The following is a 16,854-nucleotide window of genomic DNA, read 5'->3' as shown; positions in this document are numbered from 1 at the left end:
TCGCCTCTCTCACGAGGATGCGGTACGGTTCGAGTGCGCGGGGCTATAGCTCAGACGGTTAGAGCGCTTCCCTGATAAGGAAGAGGTCCCAGGTTCAAGTCCTGGTAGCCCCACCCAGCCAGAAGGCCCGTCGGAATCATCCGGACGGGCCTTTGTCGTTGCCGGAGCCGGTCGGCGCCACGGGTCAGCCCAGGGCGGTGCGGAGGGCGGAGGCGGCGATGCGGGGGTCGTTCATGCCGTGGTACATCGGCGGGATCTTCTTCTCGACGCCGTAGTGCCGGTAGACGGCGATCATGGCGGAGCGCACCGAGTATTCGACGGTGAAGACGACGTCCTCGGGGATCTCGACGAACTGGCCGAGGAAGGCGTAGTTCGTGGCGCCCTTGGGGATGACGCGGGGGCGGTCGCCGGGGGCGCGGCGCTGGAACTGGGCGTCGATGTAGGGCATCTGCACGGTCGTGATCTGCGTGGTTTCGCGGACGTGGTCGGCGATGTCGTCGAAGCCGAGGTGGCCGAGGAGTTCGTCGAGGATCTCGGCGCCGGTGCAGTCGTCCATGGGCTTGTCCACGTAGTCGCCCGGTACGTCGCCGAACAGCGCGTAGCCCCAGAGGGTGAAGGTGTCGGGGTCCTGGTGGCGGAAGTGCGGCTGGGCCGGGACGACGATCGACAGCAGCCAGCGGGAGTCCTTCCAGGTCATGAGGGCGCCTTCGCCGGGGACGTTGCCGGTGTACTGGGTGATGCGGTCGAGCAGGGCGGGGCTGTGCATGGTGAGGGTGAAGGACTCCCATTTGGTCTCGGGGATGGAGCCGCAGAAGACGGCGGGGCGGCCGAAGTCGGGGGCTTTGCGGGCGATCGACTGCCACAGCCGCCAGGAGCCGTCGCGCTTGTCGCGGATCAGCTCGGGGACGGTGTCGCGGTCGCCGTACGTGGTGTCGGCGGTCATGGAGCCCAGGGTGAGGAACACGCGGTCGCCGGGGCCGACGTCGATCGGCCCGGCGCTGGTGTCGAGGGAGGCGAGGGTGCGGCAGGCGGGGTCGGTGAAGTGCGCGTCGTCGACGGTGACGCCGAACTCGGTCGTCACGCCGTGGGTCTCCAGCCGGCGTTGGATCGGCAGGATGACCGAGTCGTACTGGTTGTAGCGGCTTCGTCGTACGCCGGAGAGGGTGTGGATGCGGTCGAATTCCTGGACGAAGGCCAGGAAGTAGCGCTTGAGCTCGATCGCCGAGTGCCAGTTCTGGAAGGCGAACGTCGTACGCCACATGCACCAGAAGTTGCTGTCGAAGAACTCCGGCTGGAAGAAGTCGTCGATGCGGCGGCCGCCGATGACGTGTTCGGGCAGGGCGAGCAGGCGGGTCAGGTCCAGGCGGGCGCGGTTGTCGAGGCCGAGGCGGGAGGCGTCGGGGATGGAGCGGTCGCGCAGGATGATGCGGGCCTTGGCGTTGGTGGGGTGTTCGATGTTGAACGCTTTCATCTCCTGGCGGACGGAGATGGCCGGGTCGTCGAGGGTGGGGATGGTTTCCAGCAGGTTCCACAGGCAGACGTAGTGCTCTTCTTCGAACATGCGGCCGCCGCGCGTGACGTAGCCGCCTTCGGCGGTGGGGGCCTTGGCGCCGTCCATGGAGCCGCCGGTGATGGGGAGCTGTTCGAGGATGCGGATGGAGCCGCCGGGCACGCCGGCGTCCCGGACGAGGAAGGCGGCGGCGGCCAGCCCGGCGATGCCGCCGCCCACGATGTACACCTGCGCCATTGGCTGACCGTCCCCGGCTCGGGCGGGGGCCGCCCCCCGCTTCGGGAAGGATCTTCCCGGTGGGCGGTCGAGTCAGGTCCCGTCGGCGGCCAAACCCCGGCAAACAGCTACGGGGTGACGTAGTGGTGGACGACGGCGGGCTCGCCGGTGCTGTCGAGCCAGTCGGCGCGGGTGGTGGCGACGCGGCGCCAGCCGGTGCGCTCGTAGAAGGCGATCGCGGCCTGCCCTTCGGCCGAGACCTCCAGCTTCAGCGGCGTCCGTACGGCGGCGCGCACGGTGTCGAGGAGCCGGGCGGCCAGGCCCTGGCCGCGTGCCGCCGGGGTGACGAACAGGCGGGTGATCTCGGCGTCCGCGCCCAGGCCGACGTGCCCGTGCACCGCGCCGCCGGCGTCGACGGCGATCCAGGCGGACGTCAGGCCGGCCGGGGTGAGCCAGGCGCCGGGGTCGGCGGGCCAGTCGACGGGGTAGCGGTCGGCGGCCTGGACCTGGGCGAGCGCCTCGACGCAGGCATCGAGGTCGGCGGGGGTGCGGGGGCGGATCCTCATGCCGGCGGCCGGGGGCCGGCCCGGTCGTGGAAGGCGCGGCGGGCGTCGTCCAGGAGGGCGCCGAGGCGCTCGCCGGTGGCGGTGTTCAGCTCGCGCGTCATCGCGTCCTGGCTCTCGGCGGCGGCGTTCTCGGCCGCGCGCACGGCCGCGACGATCGCGTCGCCGAGCGTCACGCCGTCATGCCGGCGCTTGCTGACCACGCTGATGTCGACGGAGAGGAGCCCGCCCGCGGCGTCGACCGTCGCGACGACGCCGCCGCTGTCGGCCGAGCCGGTGAACGTCCGGGTGCTCCACGCGGCGACGATCTCCTCGATCCTGGCGGTGGCGCCGGCGAGCTGCTCGGCCTGGTTGCGCAGTTCCTCCGCGCTCACGGGGTGCCGTCCCGGAGGACGGCGTCGAAGTACTGGGCGAGCGGGTCCTGGCCGTCCGGCGGCGGGCCGGGCAGGGCGCGCGTCAGCTCGTCGAGCCCCTCGGTCATCGCGCCGCGGGCGGCGCTGACGGCCTGGAGGACGGCCTGGCCGAGCTCGGCGTGGTCGAGGTCGCGCATCGCCCTGGGGTCGATCGCCACGCGGGTGAGCCGCCCCGCGCCGGTCACCGTGGCCGTCACCCGGCCCGTGTCGTCGGTGCCGGTCAGCTGCCGCTGCTCCAGCTCGCGCAGGGCGCCGGCGAACGCGTCGACCAGGCCCTCCACCTGGCGGATCAGCCCGGAGACGTGGGTCCCTCCGGCCCCGCCGGCGGACGCGTCGTTCACTTGGCGCCCTCCGCGGTGGCGGGCCGCCAGTTCTCGACCTCGGAGACGCTCTGGTCGAAGTGCAGGTCCCGGGTTCCCAGCGCGGGGTTGCCCATCTTGTAGAAGAGCCCCTCCAGGTCGTTGATCTTGAGCTGGAGGTCGTTGAGGTCGCCCTCGTACTTGTTGTAGACGTCCGCGAACTGCTTGAGCAGGTTGCCGGCGGCGGTGAGGAAGACGCCGGCCTGCGCCATCAGGGCGACGCGGCCGACCGGGTGGGCGCTCATCTTGGTGAGCGCCGTGAAGACCGGCGCGGACATGGCCCACAGCGCGGCGGCGGACATGTCGTACCCGAGCACTTCCTTGTACTGGTTGTGCATGGTGCCGCTCATGTCCTTGGCCACGGCGCCGAGCTGGTCGAACATGCCGATGAGCTTGAACCGCAGATACTGCTGGAGCGTGTCGACCGCGTGGCCCTTCCAGTTCGGCGAGACCTCGTGGAAGAACGTGATCCACACGTCCCAGGCGCTGCCCTTGAGGGTGTCGTGCATCTCCTTCCACGTTTCGCGGCGGTCGTAGAAGAGGAAGGGGTTGCCCAGGTTCACGACGGAGGCCGAGAGCAGGGCGACGCCGGCCAGGCCGAAGCCGGAGACGGCCAGCCCCATCTGGATCGGCTGGTTGTGGGCGCGTATCTGGGTGATGAGCTTCTTGAAGTAGCCGGGATCGGTGCGCTGGCCGAACGAGACGGTCCGCATGATCTTGCCGTTGGCGTCGTAGATGTGAAGCTGGCCGGGCTTGGGCGTGGGCATCCGGCTGGGGAAGTTCGGCCCGGGGGAGGGTTGCGGCATGGGGGGACCTTTCAGGCGTCGGCCGCGTCGATGGCGGCCGCGGTGCGCTGGGCGGCCGTCACGCTCGGCGCGTGGGCGGCCGCGTAGTTCTCGGCCACCTTGAAGAGCTTGCTTCCGTCTTCCTCCAGCACCTTGTCCAGCAGCTTCGCGCAGTCGGCCCAGGTGTCGGCGATGGTGTTGATCCGGTTGACGAACATCAGGCCGATGGCCGGGATGCCGGCGATCGGCGCCAGGTTCCAGCCTTCGAACCGGGGGGTGGCCGACTTGAGCTGGCTGACCACGTTCGCTGACAGGTCCATCGTCTCGGCGTACGCGACGATCTTGCTCACGGCGTACGCGACGCCGCCCTGGGGGGCGTTGCCGCCCGTGCCGCCTCGGGCCTCGGGGTCGGCCGACAGGGGCTGGGCCCGCAGGCTCGCCGGCAGGCAGGCCGGGGGAGGACATTGCGGCGTGTGCGCGCACGGGCTGAGCCCCGGGGAGACATCGCTGGGCACGCGGGGCACCTTCCTGCGAGGACGTGGCGTCGGAGGCGCGGGAAGCCTCCGTGACCTGCATGAGAGAGGTGAGGACGCCGGTGGCTGCAGATCAAGCGTCAGTGTAGAGGGCGATCTTGGAATGCGTCCATGCCGTACATACCGCCCATGCCGCCCACGCTGCCCACGGGACGGGGCTCAGGCTTCGGCGAGGGCGAGCCGGTCCCGGGCCCAGGCGGCCGCGGCGTCGGGGTCGACGGTGCCGAGGACGGCCAGGCCGCCCGGGCCGGGGTTCTGGACGAGGTCGGCCAGCGAGGGGGTGGCGACGATGCTGGCCATGCCCGCGCACCAGGCGGCGATCTCCTCGGCGTGCTGGGCCCAGAAGCCGTGCAGGATCTCCGTGGCGCCCTTCTCGGGGGCGCTGCGCTCGCGCTGGTCCATCACGATGGCGAACTGCCGGTTCTCGGCTTTGGCGCGGTCGAGGGTGGTGCGCAGGGCGTCGGCCAGTTCGGTGGCGTCCTGGACGGTGAGCCTGCCGTTCTGGCCGGCGTTGACGAGGGGCCAGGCGGTCAGGTCTACGAGGTTGCTCACGTGGTCTCCTACAGCAGAAGGGGCAGGAGATTAGGTTAGGCTTACCTCGTTGATTGTCAACGTCAGCGCGGGAAGCGGGCTATCCAGCGGCGTTGCCACGGCGTCTCGACCGCCCGCCGGTGATGGTGCTCGCGGGTCCAGCGCACGGCCTCGGGCGGGGTGAGGCCGGACAGCACCGCGAGGCAGGCCAGGACGGTGCCGGTGCGGCCGATGCCGCCTCCGCAGGCGACCTCGACGGCCTCGCCCGCGCGGGCCCGGCCGTGCAGGGCGCGGATGTGCTCGACGGCCGCGTCACGGTCGCGCGGCAGCAGGAAGTCGGGCCATTCCAGCCAGTCGTGCGCCCACGTCAGGCCGGCGTCGTGCTCGCGGCGCATCCGGGCCGAGCCCAGGTAGAGGCCGTAGGCGGGCACGGGGCCGGGCGGCAGCGGGTTGCGCAGGCCGCGCCCCCGGACCCAGGAGCCGTCGGGCAGTTGGAACGCCCCTTCCAGCCGGGTCATGAGCCGACTCGCTGACGCTCGCGGTGGTTGGCGACGTTGAGCCGGTTGCCGCACAGCTCGGGCGTGCAGTAGCGGCGCCGCCCGGCCCGGCTGACGTCGGCGAACACGCCCCGGCAGCCCGGCGCGAGGCAGGCGCGGAAGCGCTCGTGGCCCAGGGCCCGTACGACGCCGAGCAGCGCGACGCCGACCACCGTGGCCAGCGTGTCGGCGAGCGAGGCGTCGGGGGTGGTGGGCACGCACCACTGCCAGCGGCCGGCGGGGTCGCGGTCGAGCACGGGGGTGAGGCCGGCGCGGCGGGCCAGCACGGTGGCGCCCATGACCGCGTGCTCCTCGGTCTCCGTCTCCAGGACGCCGCGCGCCTCCCGGCGGAAGAGGTGGATCGCGAACAGGTCGTCACCGGACAGCGGCAGCTCGTGGCGGGCCAGGAACTCGGCCAGCGCCTCCGTGGTGGGCAGGCCCTCGGAGCCCCGTACGGTGGGCGAGGTCGACACGAGGTCGTTGGCCACCGCTGCGCCGTGGGCGTAGTCGGCGATGGGTATCAGCAAGAAACGCCTCCCTGTAACTGTTATAGAGAGACTATAAACCTTACACGGACGCGCGGGCGATCAGCCGGGAGCGCAACGTATGGGTCTCGCGGGCCGGTTCGGCGCCCTCCAGAGCGTCGAGCAGCACCTGGGCGGCCTTGGCCCCCAGCTCGTGCACCGGCTGCTCGATCATCGTCAGCGGCGGCTCCATCACCGCCGCCCACGCGCTGTCGTCGAACCCGACCAGCGCCACGTCACGCGGATAGGCCAGCCCGGCCGCGCGCAGCGCCCGCAGCGCGCCGGTCACAGCGTCGGTCTCGGTGCAGAACAGCGCGGTGGGCCGGTCGGGCATCGCGAGCATCCGGCCGACCTCCTCGGTCGCCTGCTCCTCGGTCTTGCGCCCGACCGTCACCAGCTCCGGATCGAATGGGATGCGCGCGTCGTCGAGCGCGTCGAGATAGCCGCGCAGCCGCTCGCCGTCGGTCCACAGGTTGCGCGCGGCCTCGGCCAGCAGCTCGCGCCGGGTGGCGGGCGGCCGGGCCATCGGCGGTCCCCAGACGAACCCGATCCGCCGGTGCCCCGCCGCGATGATGGTCTCGACGGCCTCCCGGGCGGCGTCGCGGTTGTCGATGACGACGGTGTCGAGGTCGAGCGCGGCCACCGCGCGGTCGACCAGCACGACCGGCACCCGCTGCGTCGCCGCCCTGATGTGCGCGACCTCGTCCTTGCCGACCGCCGCCGACGACAGGATGACGCCGTCGACCCGCTTGTCGAGCAGCACGTTGACGGCCGCGACCTCCTCTTCGAGCTTCTCGTACGTGCTCAGCACGATCGTGTCGAAGCCCCGGGCCCGCGAGGTGTCGCAGATGCCGCGCACCACGCCGGCGAAGAACGGGTTGCCGATGTCGGCGACGATCACGCCGAGCGTGTGGCTGACCCCGGTCGACATGCTGCGCGCGAGCTTGTTGGCGCGGTAGCCCAGCTTCTCGGCGGCGGCGAGCACCCGCTCGCGCAGCTCGGGGCTGACATATCCATAGCCGCCGAGCGTGCGCGCCGCCGTGGCGCGGCCGACGCCGGCCTCGGCGGCCACCTCGGAGATCGTCGGCTGGCCCGCCGCCTGCCCCCGATCAGCAGGCATGGATGCCGTCCCTCATTTCTCGATTCTAGACAAGATCGGCCGCCCGCCGCCGAACGCGCCCTCGACCAGGCACTGCTCGTAGGCGGCCGTCGCGCCGTCGCGCAGCGCCCGCTCCAGCGCCGCCCGCTGCCAGCCGGCGCGCAGCAGCGAGACCGCGAACCCGGCCAGGAACGCGTCGCCGCAGCCCATCGTGTCGACCGGCTCGGCCACGGGCAGCGCCCCGGCCGACACGGTCACCTCGCCGTCGTGCGCGATCGCGCCCTCGACGCCGCGGGTGGCCAGCGCGATCCCGGCGCCGCGCCGTACGACCTCCGCCAGCAGCGCCTCGGTGGCGGGCACGTCCAGGTGGGAGCAGGACAGCAGCACCAGGTCGGCGTGCGGGCAGACCCGGTCCAGGTAGGCGGGGGTGCGGAACTCGTCCTCGCTGGACAGGTCGTAGCTGACCCGGGTGCGCAGCTTGGGCAGCTCGCTCTCGCTGCGCGAGTAGACGCTGGAGTGGACCAGGTCGAAGGAGGAGGCGTACGCGACGAGCCCGGCGTCGAGGACGAGCGGTTCGCGCACGGTGACTCCCCCGCCGTTCCAGCCCAGGAAGACGCGGTCGCCGTCGTCGACCCGCAGGTGTGACACGCCGGTCTCGCCGGGCCGCACCACGCACCAGTCGACGGCGACGCCCTGGGCGGCGATCGACTCGCGCAGGAACGGCCCGAGCTCGTCGTCGCCGAACACTCCCAGGTACGCGGCTTCGACGCCGAGGCGGCGGGCGAACACCGCCACGTTCACGCTGTTGCCGCCCGGATAGTCGATGCCGCGGTCGAGGAACCGGTCGACGATGTTGTCGCCGAAGCCGAGCACCTTCATCAGTAGTCCATCACCCGGTAATAGCGGCGCAGGTCGAGTGAATGGTCACGGACCCGCTCCAGGTGCTTGCTGACGCGGCTCAGCACGGTGTCGAGGACGAGCGGCCCGAGCAGGCCGCGGAACTCGGGGCTGATGCCGTCGAGCGGGTAGTCGCGGGTGTCGAAGACGGTGACGTCCTGCGACACGCGGCGGGCGAAGGCGATGGCCCGGTCGGTGAGCGGGCGCGACTCGTCCTCGCCCTGGAAGATCAGCACGCTGGTGCCGGCTTCGAGCAGCTCCAGCGAGCCGTGGAAGAACTCGGCGCTGTGCACGCGGGTGGTGCGCAGCCACTGCATCTCCTCCAGGATGCACATCGAGTACAGGTACGTGAACCCCCACAGGTTCCCGCCGCCGATGAGGAAGTGGTAGTCGGTGTCGCGGTGCGCCTCGGCGAAGGCGGCGGCCACGGGTTCGGCCTGCTTGGCCACCTCGACGAGGACGCGCGGGATGTCGGCCAGCTCGCCGGCGAGCTTGGCATAGCCGTCGAACTCGCCGCGGCGCTCCAGCAGGCGGCCCATGAACAGCAGCATCTGGAAGTCGAACGGCCACGTCTTCGGCTCGCTGATCAGCGCCTCGTCGACCTGCTGGGCGACGGGGGAGTCGGCGTAGCCGGTGAAGCCGATCGTGCGGGCGCCCTGGGCGCGGCAGAACTCGATGGCCCGCACCACGTCGTCGGTGGTGCCGGTGACCGAGGTGAAGACGGCCACGGTGCGCTCGCCGAGCCTGGCGTCGCCGGTCACGACGAGCTCGGCCGCGATGGCCGAGCGCACGTCCAGCGTCGAGGTGCGCCGGGCCAGGTGCTCGTACGGCCACATCTGGGCGTAGGTGCCGCCGGCGCCGACCAGCAGCAGGTTGTCGAACCCCTCGTCCACCAGCCGATCGACAAGCTCCTCGATCTTGGGGCGCAGGGCCACGGCGCTGGCGGCCTGCTTGACGAATTCCGGCTCATCGAACTTGAGCATGTTGCGCGTCCTTTCAACCTGATACCGGTATCACGCGGTGGTCACGGTGGCATATCTCGGCAGAACCCGTCAACACATCGGCAAACAGAAGATCTTGAATTCAGGTCTGGTACCGGTATCAGAATCGCTGTAATGTCGCTCGGCACCAGCTCCGAGAGAAAGGAAGCCCATGCGCTCTCGCGCTCTGACGACGCTCGCGGCACTCGTCGGGACCTCGGTGCTCACCCTCGCAGGCTGCGCAGGAGAGCCGGCCCAGGCTCCCCCGGCAGCCGACGTCGCCGCCACGCCCGAGTTCTCCGGCACCCTGAGCGTCCTCACCAAGTTCGCCGGGGAGCCGCTCAGCCCCTACTTCGAGAAGCTCGCCGCCGAGTATCAGCGCGCGCACCCCGAGGTGAAGGTCGAGCTCATCCAGGAGACCGACCAGAGCATCAAGGACAAGCTCAAGACCCTCACCGCCTCGAACGCGCTGCCGGACGTCTTCTTCACCTGGACCGGCAACTGGGCGGAGAACTACGTGCGCGGCGGCCGGGCCGCCGACCTCACCAAGGTGATCGGCCCCGACACCCCCTGGGGCAGGACGTTCAGCCAGGCGTCACTGTCGGCCTTCGCCTACGACGGCAAGTTCTACGGCATCCCGCTCTACAACAACGGCAAGTTCATGGGCTACAACAAGGACGCCTTCGCCAAGGCCGGCATCGAGGTGCCGAAGACGTTCGAGGAGCTGATCGGGAGCTGCGCCACGCTGCGGAAGGCCGGCTACGAGCCGATCACGTTCGGCAACAAGGACGGCTGGCCCGCGCTGCACTACCTCCAGCAGCTCTTCGCCTACAACGTGCCGCCCGACACGCTGCGCGCCGACTTCGCCCCGGCGACGGCCAAGCTCGACCACCCCGGCTACGTGGCCTCCCTCAAGCAGTTCAAGACGCTGGTCGACCAGTGCACCGACACCCGCGAGGGCACCAACGGCGTGCTGTACAGCTCGGCGCAGGAGGCGTTCTCCAACGGCAAGGCGGCCATGTACTACCAGGAGATCCTGGAGTTCGACAACGCCACCTCCGGCAAGGTCGTCAAGCCGGACGACTTCGGCATCTTCCCGCTGCCGGTCCCCCAGGGCGCGGCCGGCGACCCGAAGGTGATCGAGGGCGCGCCCGAGGGCTACCTGATCAACGCCGCCTCGCCGCGCGCCGCGCTGGCCGTCGACTTCATGAAGTTCGTGACGAACCCGGACAACGCCAAGACCCTGTCCGCGCCCCCGTACGGCCAGCCCAGCACGGTCGTGGGAGCCGTCACCCCCGAGACCTCCAGCAAGGCCGTGTACGAGGGCATCGACCTGGTCAACAAGGCGTCCGGCCTGGCCATCTGGCTCGACACCGTCACCGTGCCCGAGGTCGCCGACGCGTGGCTGTCGGGCGGCGAGGCGCTCATCAGCGGCGGCAAGACGCCCGAGCAGGTGCTCGACAGCGTGCGCCAGGCCTCGGCGTCCGCCAGGTAGGCGAGCCGGTGCGCGCCATCATCCGCCTGACCTGGGTCGTCCCCGCGCTCGTCCTCGTCGGCGTGTTCGTCTACCTGCCGCTGGTGCAGAACTTCGGCTTCAGCACGCTGGAATGGGACATCTACAGCGGCAGCCGCGAATACGTCGGCCTGGACAACTACCGGAAGCTCCTCGGCGACCCGGTCTTCTGGTCCTCCTTCGGCAACAACCTGCTCTACGCGGCGATCTCCGTCGCCGTCCAGGTGTTCGGCGCGCTCGTGCTGGCCGCGCTCATCGAGAGCGTCCGCTCCGAGCGGTGGCGGCGCGGCCTGCGGGTCGTCTACTTCATCCCGTCGGCGATCTCCCTGACGGTCGCGGGCCTGCTGTTCTACTTCCTGTACGAGCCCAACCTCGGCGTGCTCAACCACGCGCTGGAGGCGGCCGGGCTCGGCCACCTGGCCCAGGCGTGGCTCGGCCAGGAGGACACCGCCATGCTCGCCGTCATCGCGATGAGCCAGTGGCAGGGGTTCGGCTACTCGACGCTGCTGTTCGCGGTGGCGATCCAGCGCATCCCGTCGGAGATCTACGGGGCCGCCGCCATCGACGGGACCGGGCCGGTGCGCCGCTTCTTCAGCGTGACGCTGCCGCTGGTGCGGGAGATGACCGGGCTGATGACCATGGTCACGATCTCGGGCGCGTTCCAGGTGTTCAACGAGGTCATGGTGATGACCGGCGGCGGGCCGGACAACTCCACCCAGGTGCTGGGGACGTGGCTGTACCGCAGCGGGTTCGTGCGCAACGACTTCGGCTACGCGGCGGCGATCGCGACCGTGCTGTTCGTGATCACGCTCGCGGTGGCGCTGGCGCAGCTCTGGGTGACCAGCAGGAGAAGGGTGGAGTGGTGAGCCGGCTGAGCTTCGCGGGCGCGCTCGCGCGCGTCTTCATGTGGGCGTTCCTGCTCGCGCTCGTGGTGGTCGTGGTCTATCCCCTGCTGTGGATGGTGCTCAACGGGTTCAAGACCAACGCCGAGCTGTTCGGCGACCCGTTCGCGCTGCCGGTGGACTGGAGCTTCGCCAACTACGCCAAGGCGTGGAACCGGGGCGTGAGCGGCTACCTCACCACGAGCGTGCTGGTGACCGTGACCTCGACGGTTGCCACCGTGTTCGTCAGCGCGTGGGCCGCCTACGGGCTGACCCGGGTGGACATCCCGCTCAACAAGGTGTTCACCGGGCTGATCCTCGGCGGGCTGATGCTGGCCCCGACCGTGGCGCTGGTGCCGCTGGTCAAGATGTTCCAGTCGATGGGGCTCTACAACAGCTTCTGGGCGCTGCTGATCCTCTACACGGCGTTCCGGATCCCGTTCACGACGTTCCTCATCCGCGCGTACATGATCGACCTGCCGCGCGAGGTGGACGAGGCGGCGGAGATGGACGGGGCCGGGAGGTGGACCGCGTTCTGGCGGATCATCCTGCCGATGTGCAAGCCGATCATCACCTCGGTCGTGCTGCTGCAGATCCTGTTCACCTGGAACGAGTACCTGTTCGCGATGGTGTTCACCAGCGGCAGCGGCGTGCAGACGCTGCCTGTCGGGCTGACCAGCCTGATGAGCAAGCACGGGACGGAGTTCCCCGTCGTGTTCGCCGGGATGGTCATCGCGGCGGTGCCGGTGGTGCTCTTGTTCCTTTTCGGTCAGCGTTACATCGTCAAAGGACTGGCGGACGGGATTGGGAAATAGCGTGAACATCACCGGATCGAACTTCTCCTACCAGCACCTGCCGTTCGAGCGGTTCCTCGACGACGCGGCCGACCTCGGCCGGTCCGAGCTGGAGCTGTGGGGGATCGCGCCGCACCTGCACGTGCCCCGGGCGAGCGACGCCGAGGCGCGGGCGATCCGGCGGCAGGCCGAATCGCGCGGGCTGCGGGTGCGCTGCCTGACCCCCGAGCAGGTGATGTACCCGGTCAACGTGGCCTCGCCGGTGACCTGGCTGCGGGCCGAGAGCGTCGCGATGTTCCGCCGCGCCGCCGAGCTGTGCGTGGAGCTCGGGGCCGAGCTGCTGCTGCTCACGCCGGGGCGCGGGTTCGAGGACGAACCGGTCGAGGCCGCCTGGCGGCGCTCGGTCGACGCCGTCGGCGAGATCGCCGTCTACGCGGGCGCGCTGGGCGTCACGTGCGTGCTCGAACCGCTCCAGCGGGTGGAGTCCAACCTGGTCAACGACTCCCGCACGCTGGCCAGGATGCTGGACGAGATCGGCGCGCCGAACCTGGGGGCGGTGCTCGACACCGTCGGCATGGCGACGGCGGGGGAGAACGTGGACGACTACTTCGACGCGCTCGGCGACCGGGTCCGTCATGTGCACCTGATCGACGGGAGCCCCGCCGGGCACCTGGCCTGGGGTGACGGGGAGCTGCCGCTGGGCGACTACCTGGAGGCGCTGGGCCGCCGGGGGTACGGCGGGGCGATGACGTTCGAGCTGTTCGGCGACGGGTCCTACGCCTTCGATCCGCGTCCGGTGGTGGAGCGCTGCCTGGAGGCCGTCCGTACCTTTTCGTGAAAAAGCGGGAACCGTGACCGCGCGGGGTGGCAATCACTCATGTCAGTGCCCACCCCGAAAGGTCCTTGAGATGCGACAACAGCGCTCGCCGCTCGCCGAGCCCGGGACGGCCGGTGACGCCGAGGTGATCGCGCGCTCCCGGCACGATCCCGAGGCGTTCGCCGCCCTGTTCACCCGGCACGCGCCCGCGCTCAAGCGGTACGTGGTCCGCCGGCTGGGCGTCGAGGCGGCCGAGGACGTCGTGGCGGAGACGTTCACCGCCGCCTTCCGGCAGCGCGGCACGTACGACCTGACCCGTGCCGACGCACGGCCCTGGCTGTACGGGATCGCCACCAACCTCATCGGCAGGCACCGCCGCAGCGAGATCTCCCTCTACCGGGCCCTGAGCCGTACGGGGGCGGACCCGGTCGTGGAGCCGTTCACCGATCGCGTCGAGGGCCGGGTGGCCGCCGCCGAGGTGCGCGGCCGGCTGGCCGCCGCGCTCGCGGGCCTGCCCGCCGGGCACCGGGACGCGCTGCTGCTGGTGGCGTGGGGCGAGTTCAGCTACGAGGACGCGGCCAGGTCGCTCGGCGTGGCCGTGGGGACGGTGCGCTCGCGGGTCTTCCGGGCCAGGAAGAAGCTGCGCCGGGCACTGGGCGAGGTCGATCCCACCGCTACGAGCGAGGAGTACGGACGTGGATGAGATGGAGCTGCTCACCCGGCTGCGGGACGAGGTTCCGCGCGACCTGGACGTACGCGCCGAGGAGGCCCGGCTGCGGTCGGCCATGACCGCCGCGGCCGGCGGCGGCGCGCGCCGGCTTCCCCGCTGGCGGCTGGGGGTGGCACTGGTGGGGGCGTTCGGGCTGGCGGCGGCGGGGTTCGCGGTGCTGCGTGACGGCGAGCCCGCGGTGAAGCCGCCGCTCACCGCCGCCGCCGTGCTGGAGGACGTCGCGCTCGTCGCCGAGAAGTCCGACATGCCGGACATCCGGCCTGACCAGTGGATCTACATGAAAGAGGGCCAGCCGGTCCCCGAGCTGCCCGTGTACGAGTCCTGGACCCGGATGGACGGCAAGCTGGCGGCCATCCGCAAGCCCGGCGGCGAACTCAAGATCAGCGAGGCCGAGAAGGGCCCGGCGAACCCCGGCAAGACGCAGGCCGAGCTGGAGCGCCTGCCCGACGACCCCGACCGGCTGCTGGCGCACATCCGCACGCTCGCCCCCCGGGCCGGCTCCATCTGCCAGCCGAACTGCCCGCCCGGCACCGAGGACGACGTGAACGCCTTCGGCACGATCCAGTGGTATCTGAAGTTCGGGCCGATCATCCCGCCGGAGAAGGCCGCGGCCATGTTCCGGGCCCTGGGCAGGATCCCGAACGTCCGGATCGAGGAGAACGTCGACGCCGGCTTCGGCCGCAAGGGCCTCGGCGTCGTGCTCGACCTCGGGAAGGCGGGGAAGGGCTACACGATCCTGGACCCCGTCGACTACGACTACCTGGGCTGGAAGGCCGTGCGCGACGGCACGGAGTTCGCGATGCCCGTGCTGGCCACGGCCCTGGTGGACGAGGCCGGTCAGGTGCCCTGAGGCTCACAGCCAGCCGCGCTCGTCGGCGATCCGGACCGCCTCGGCTCGGGTGCGCGCCCCCGTCTTGCCGATCGCGGACGACAGATGGTTGCGCACCGTGCCCTCCGACAGGCTGAACCGGCGGGCCAGGTCGGCGACGGTCCCGCCGTCGGCGGCGGCGAGCAGGATCTCCCGCTCCCGCCAGGTCAGCGGGCAGGGACCGCCGGCCAGCGACTCGGCGGCCAGCACCGGGTCCACCACGCGCAGCCCGGCGTGCACCTTCCTGATCGTCTCGACGAGCGCCTCGGGGGAGACGTCCTTGACCACGAACCCGGCCGCGCCCGACGCAGCGCGGCCAGCGCGCGGCGCAGCAGCGTCTGGTCGTCGGCGAGCAGCACCTTGATCGCGCTGCGCATGATGATCTCAACATAACCCGGTCGGAATCCCGTGTTAAGGGCCGCGTCTGGCCGGCGTCACGGCATCCAGGTCGCCGCTCTCGGCAGCGTCGCCGTGATGATCAGCCCGCCGCCCTCGCGCGGGCGCGCCGTCACGTCGCCGCCGTGCGCGCGCGCCACCGACCGGACGATCGACAGGCCCAGCCCGGCGCTCCGCCCCGTCACCAGCCGGTCCCCGCCCAGCTTGCGGAACGGCTTGAACAGCTCCGGGATGTCGTACGGCGGCACGACCGGCCCGGTGTTGACCACGGTCACCGTGACCTGCCCGCCCGACGCGCTCCGGCTCGACACCCTGACCCAGCCGGTGCCGTCGTGCGTGTTGTGCCGGATGCCGTTCTCCACCAGGTTCGTCACCAGGCGTTCGAGGAGCAGCGCGTCACCGCTGGTGGGCGCGGGGAACGCCTCCTCGTGCACCGTCACCTTCTCCTGCGCGGCCTCCGGCGCCGTCTGCCCCACCACGTGCGACACCACGTCGGCCAGGTCGACCGGCGAGCGGTCGGCGATCTCGTGCTCGGCGCGGGCCAGCAGCAGCAGGCCCGAGATGAGCCGCTCGTGCCTGGCGTTGATCTCCAGCAGGCTCTCGCCGAGCTGCTTGACGTCCGCGGAGGCCGTACGCCGGTGCATGGCCAGCTCCACCAGCGCCCGGTTCAGCGTGAGCGGGGTGCGCAGCTCGTGCGAGGCGTTGGCGACGAACCGGCGCTGGCCGTCGAAGGAGTGGGCCAGCCGCTCCACCATCGTGTCGAAGGTGTCGGCCAGCTCCTTGACCTCGTCCCGGGGGCCGTCCAGGGCGATCCGCGCGGCCAGGCCCCGGTCGGCGATCGGGGCGGCGGCGATCTGCCGGGCGGTCGCGGTCACCCGGTGCAGCGGCGCCAGCACCCGGCCGGCCACCAGCCAGCCCAGCCCGAACGCCAGCACTCCCACCACGGCCAGCGCGATCAGCCCCTGCACGATCAGGGACGTGAGCGCCGCGCCGCGCAACTCCTCCTCCTGCTGCCGGATGAGCGCGAGCGACGCCTCCGGGCCGAGCGGCACCCCGTCCACCATGATGCTGAGGAACTTCCTGTTCCCGCTGTCGTCCCGGTCGCCGTACTTGTTCTCGAAGATCCGGGTCACCTCCTGGTTGAACAGCAGGTACGTGACGCCGAGCAGCACCAGCCCGGCCACCAGGAACACCGCGCCGTAGACGACGGTGAGCCGGACCCGCAGCGAGATCGACCTCATGAGATGCGGTATCCGGCGCCCAGCACGGTCTCCACGATCGGCGGGTCGCCGAGCTTGCGGCGCAGCTTGAGGATCGTCAGCCGCACCACGCCCGTGAACGGGTCGGCGTGCTCGTCCCACGCCTTCTCCAGCAGCCGCTCGGTGGACACCACCGCCCCGTCGGCCCGCAGCAGCTCGGCCAGCACCGCGAACTCCTTGTTCGACAGCGGCACGTACCGGTCGTTGCGATAGACCTCGCGGCGGGCCGGATCGAGCGTGATCCCGGCCCGCCGCAGCACCGGCGGCGCGGCCGGGCGCGCCCGCCGCCCCAGCGCGTGCACCCGCGCGGCCAGCTCCACGAACGCGAACGGCTTGGCCAGATAGTCGTCGGCGCCCAGCGACAGCCCCGTCACCCGGTCGCCGATCTCCCCGGCGGCGGTCAGCATCAGCACCCGCGCCGTCGACTCCGACGCCACCAGCTCCCGGCACACGTCGTCGCCGTGCACGAGCGGCAGGTCCCGGTCCAGGATGACCACGTCGTAGTCGTTGACCGCGATCCGCTCCAGCGCCGCCTCGCCGTCGTGCGCGGTGTCGACCGCGTGCGTCTCGTCCCGCAGCCACTCGGCGATCGCGTCGGCGAGAATCCGCTCGTCCTCCACCACCAGCACGCGCATGCCCATGCCCTTCCG

General features: G+C 71.2%; 21 protein-coding genes and 1 tRNA gene. 7 read left to right on the top strand and 15 right to left on the bottom strand.

What is annotated here, in order from left to right; genetic code table 11:
• Positions 1 to 39: 39 nt before the first annotated feature.
• Positions 40 to 113, top strand: a tRNA-Ile gene (locus KME80_RS12040).
• Positions 114 to 184: 71 nt separating this feature from the next.
• Here KME80_RS12040 and KME80_RS12035 read toward each other — a convergent pair.
• The 12 genes from KME80_RS12035 to KME80_RS11980 form a co-directional block, all read right to left on the bottom strand.
• Positions 185 to 1,747 carry an oleate hydratase gene (locus tag KME80_RS12035; protein WP_219504343.1) on the bottom strand — a complete coding sequence of 521 codons (1,563 nt, stop codon included), beginning with the start codon at positions 1,745 to 1,747 and terminating at the stop codon, positions 185 to 187.
• A 107-nt stretch (positions 1,748 to 1,854) separates the two neighbouring features.
• Positions 1,855 to 2,292 (bottom strand): GNAT family N-acetyltransferase, encoded by a 438-nt coding sequence (locus KME80_RS12030; RefSeq protein WP_219504341.1) that lies wholly within the window; start codon positions 2,290 to 2,292, stop codon positions 1,855 to 1,857.
• Positions 2,289 to 2,663 carry a YbaB/EbfC family nucleoid-associated protein gene (locus KME80_RS12025; RefSeq protein WP_219504339.1) on the bottom strand — a complete coding sequence of 125 codons (375 nt, stop codon included), beginning with the start codon at positions 2,661 to 2,663 and terminating at the stop codon, positions 2,289 to 2,291. Before KME80_RS12025 ends, KME80_RS12030 begins: the two co-directional genes overlap by 4 nt.
• A complete protein-coding gene (locus KME80_RS12020; RefSeq protein ID WP_219504338.1) occupies positions 2,660 to 3,043 on the bottom strand; it encodes a YbaB/EbfC family nucleoid-associated protein in 384 nt (127 codons plus the stop codon). Before KME80_RS12020 ends, KME80_RS12025 begins: the two co-directional genes overlap by 4 nt.
• Positions 3,040 to 3,867, bottom strand: coding sequence for a hypothetical protein (locus KME80_RS12015; RefSeq protein ID WP_219504336.1), 828 nt, complete (start codon positions 3,865 to 3,867; stop codon positions 3,040 to 3,042). Before KME80_RS12015 ends, KME80_RS12020 begins: the two co-directional genes overlap by 4 nt.
• An 11-nt stretch (positions 3,868 to 3,878) precedes the next feature.
• Positions 3,879 to 4,361, bottom strand: a complete 483-nt coding sequence (locus KME80_RS12010; RefSeq protein ID WP_219504335.1) for a hypothetical protein — start codon at positions 4,359 to 4,361, stop codon at positions 3,879 to 3,881.
• Between the two features lie 177 nt (positions 4,362 to 4,538).
• The gene (locus KME80_RS12005; RefSeq protein ID WP_219504333.1) at positions 4,539 to 4,931 is read right to left on the bottom strand and encodes a hypothetical protein; all 393 of its coding nucleotides are present in this window, start codon (positions 4,929 to 4,931) and stop codon (positions 4,539 to 4,541) included.
• Between the two features lie 62 nt (positions 4,932 to 4,993).
• Positions 4,994 to 5,428, bottom strand: a complete 435-nt coding sequence (locus KME80_RS12000; RefSeq protein ID WP_219504332.1) for a protein-tyrosine phosphatase family protein — start codon at positions 5,426 to 5,428, stop codon at positions 4,994 to 4,996.
• Complete coding sequence (locus tag KME80_RS11995) at positions 5,425 to 5,973, bottom strand: CGNR zinc finger domain-containing protein (protein ID WP_219504329.1); 549 nt, start codon at positions 5,971 to 5,973, stop codon at positions 5,425 to 5,427. Before KME80_RS11995 ends, KME80_RS12000 begins: the two co-directional genes overlap by 4 nt.
• 40 nt (positions 5,974 to 6,013) lie before the next feature.
• Positions 6,014 to 7,090 (bottom strand): LacI family DNA-binding transcriptional regulator, encoded by a 1,077-nt coding sequence (locus tag KME80_RS11990; protein ID WP_219504327.1) that lies wholly within the window; start codon positions 7,088 to 7,090, stop codon positions 6,014 to 6,016.
• A gap of 12 nt (positions 7,091 to 7,102) precedes the next feature.
• Positions 7,103 to 7,948, bottom strand: a complete 846-nt coding sequence (locus KME80_RS11985; RefSeq protein ID WP_219504326.1) for a PfkB family carbohydrate kinase — start codon at positions 7,946 to 7,948, stop codon at positions 7,103 to 7,105.
• Positions 7,948 to 8,949, bottom strand: coding sequence for an SIS domain-containing protein (locus KME80_RS11980; RefSeq protein WP_219504325.1), 1,002 nt, complete (start codon positions 8,947 to 8,949; stop codon positions 7,948 to 7,950). The genes KME80_RS11985 and KME80_RS11980 overlap by 1 nt, the downstream gene beginning before the upstream one ends.
• 169 nt (positions 8,950 to 9,118) lie before the next feature.
• Here KME80_RS11980 and KME80_RS11975 point away from each other — a divergent pair, with 169 nt between their 5' ends.
• The 6 genes from KME80_RS11975 (at position 9,119) to KME80_RS11950 (ending at position 14,531) form a co-directional block, all read left to right on the top strand.
• Positions 9,119 to 10,441, top strand: a complete 1,323-nt coding sequence (locus KME80_RS11975; RefSeq protein ID WP_219504324.1) for an ABC transporter substrate-binding protein — start codon at positions 9,119 to 9,121, stop codon at positions 10,439 to 10,441.
• A gap of 8 nt (positions 10,442 to 10,449) precedes the next feature.
• A complete protein-coding gene (locus KME80_RS11970; RefSeq protein WP_219504323.1) occupies positions 10,450 to 11,325 on the top strand; it encodes a carbohydrate ABC transporter permease in 876 nt (291 codons plus the stop codon).
• Positions 11,322 to 12,155: a carbohydrate ABC transporter permease gene (locus tag KME80_RS11965; protein WP_308125720.1), complete on the top strand. Its 834-nt coding sequence runs from the start codon at positions 11,322 to 11,324 to the stop codon at positions 12,153 to 12,155. Before KME80_RS11970 ends, KME80_RS11965 begins: the two co-directional genes overlap by 4 nt.
• A gap of 1 nt (position 12,156) precedes the next feature.
• A complete protein-coding gene (locus KME80_RS11960) occupies positions 12,157 to 12,972 on the top strand; it encodes a sugar phosphate isomerase/epimerase family protein (protein ID WP_219504321.1) in 816 nt (271 codons plus the stop codon).
• A gap of 70 nt (positions 12,973 to 13,042) precedes the next feature.
• Entirely contained in the window at positions 13,043 to 13,654 is a 612-nt protein-coding gene (locus tag KME80_RS11955; RefSeq protein ID WP_219504320.1) for an RNA polymerase sigma factor, read from the top strand.
• 1 nt (position 13,655) lies between these two features.
• Positions 13,656 to 14,531, top strand: a complete 876-nt coding sequence (locus KME80_RS11950) for a CU044_5270 family protein (RefSeq protein WP_246644623.1) — start codon at positions 13,656 to 13,658, stop codon at positions 14,529 to 14,531.
• Between the two features lie 3 nt (positions 14,532 to 14,534).
• Here KME80_RS11950 and KME80_RS11945 read toward each other — a convergent pair whose 3' ends face one another.
• The 3 genes from KME80_RS11945 to KME80_RS11935 all read right to left on the bottom strand — a co-directional run bounded on the left by KME80_RS11945 (position 14,535) and on the right by KME80_RS11935 (position 16,839).
• The gene (locus tag KME80_RS11945) at positions 14,535 to 14,837 is read right to left on the bottom strand and encodes a response regulator transcription factor (protein ID WP_219504316.1); all 303 of its coding nucleotides are present in this window, start codon (positions 14,835 to 14,837) and stop codon (positions 14,535 to 14,537) included.
• A gap of 146 nt (positions 14,838 to 14,983) precedes the next feature.
• Positions 14,984 to 16,186, bottom strand: coding sequence for a sensor histidine kinase (locus KME80_RS11940; RefSeq protein ID WP_219504314.1), 1,203 nt, complete (start codon positions 16,184 to 16,186; stop codon positions 14,984 to 14,986).
• Complete coding sequence (locus KME80_RS11935) at positions 16,183 to 16,839, bottom strand: response regulator transcription factor (protein ID WP_219504312.1); 657 nt, start codon at positions 16,837 to 16,839, stop codon at positions 16,183 to 16,185. Before KME80_RS11935 ends, KME80_RS11940 begins: the two co-directional genes overlap by 4 nt.
• Positions 16,840 to 16,854 lie beyond the last annotated feature (15 nt).

It is taken from the genome of Nonomuraea ceibae, from assembly GCF_019396325.1.
Classification (GTDB): Bacteria; Actinomycetota; Actinomycetes; order Streptosporangiales; family Streptosporangiaceae; genus Nonomuraea; species Nonomuraea ceibae.
Note: the sequence above shows the minus strand (reverse complement) of the source record. Positions and strands in the feature narration are given on the sequence as shown.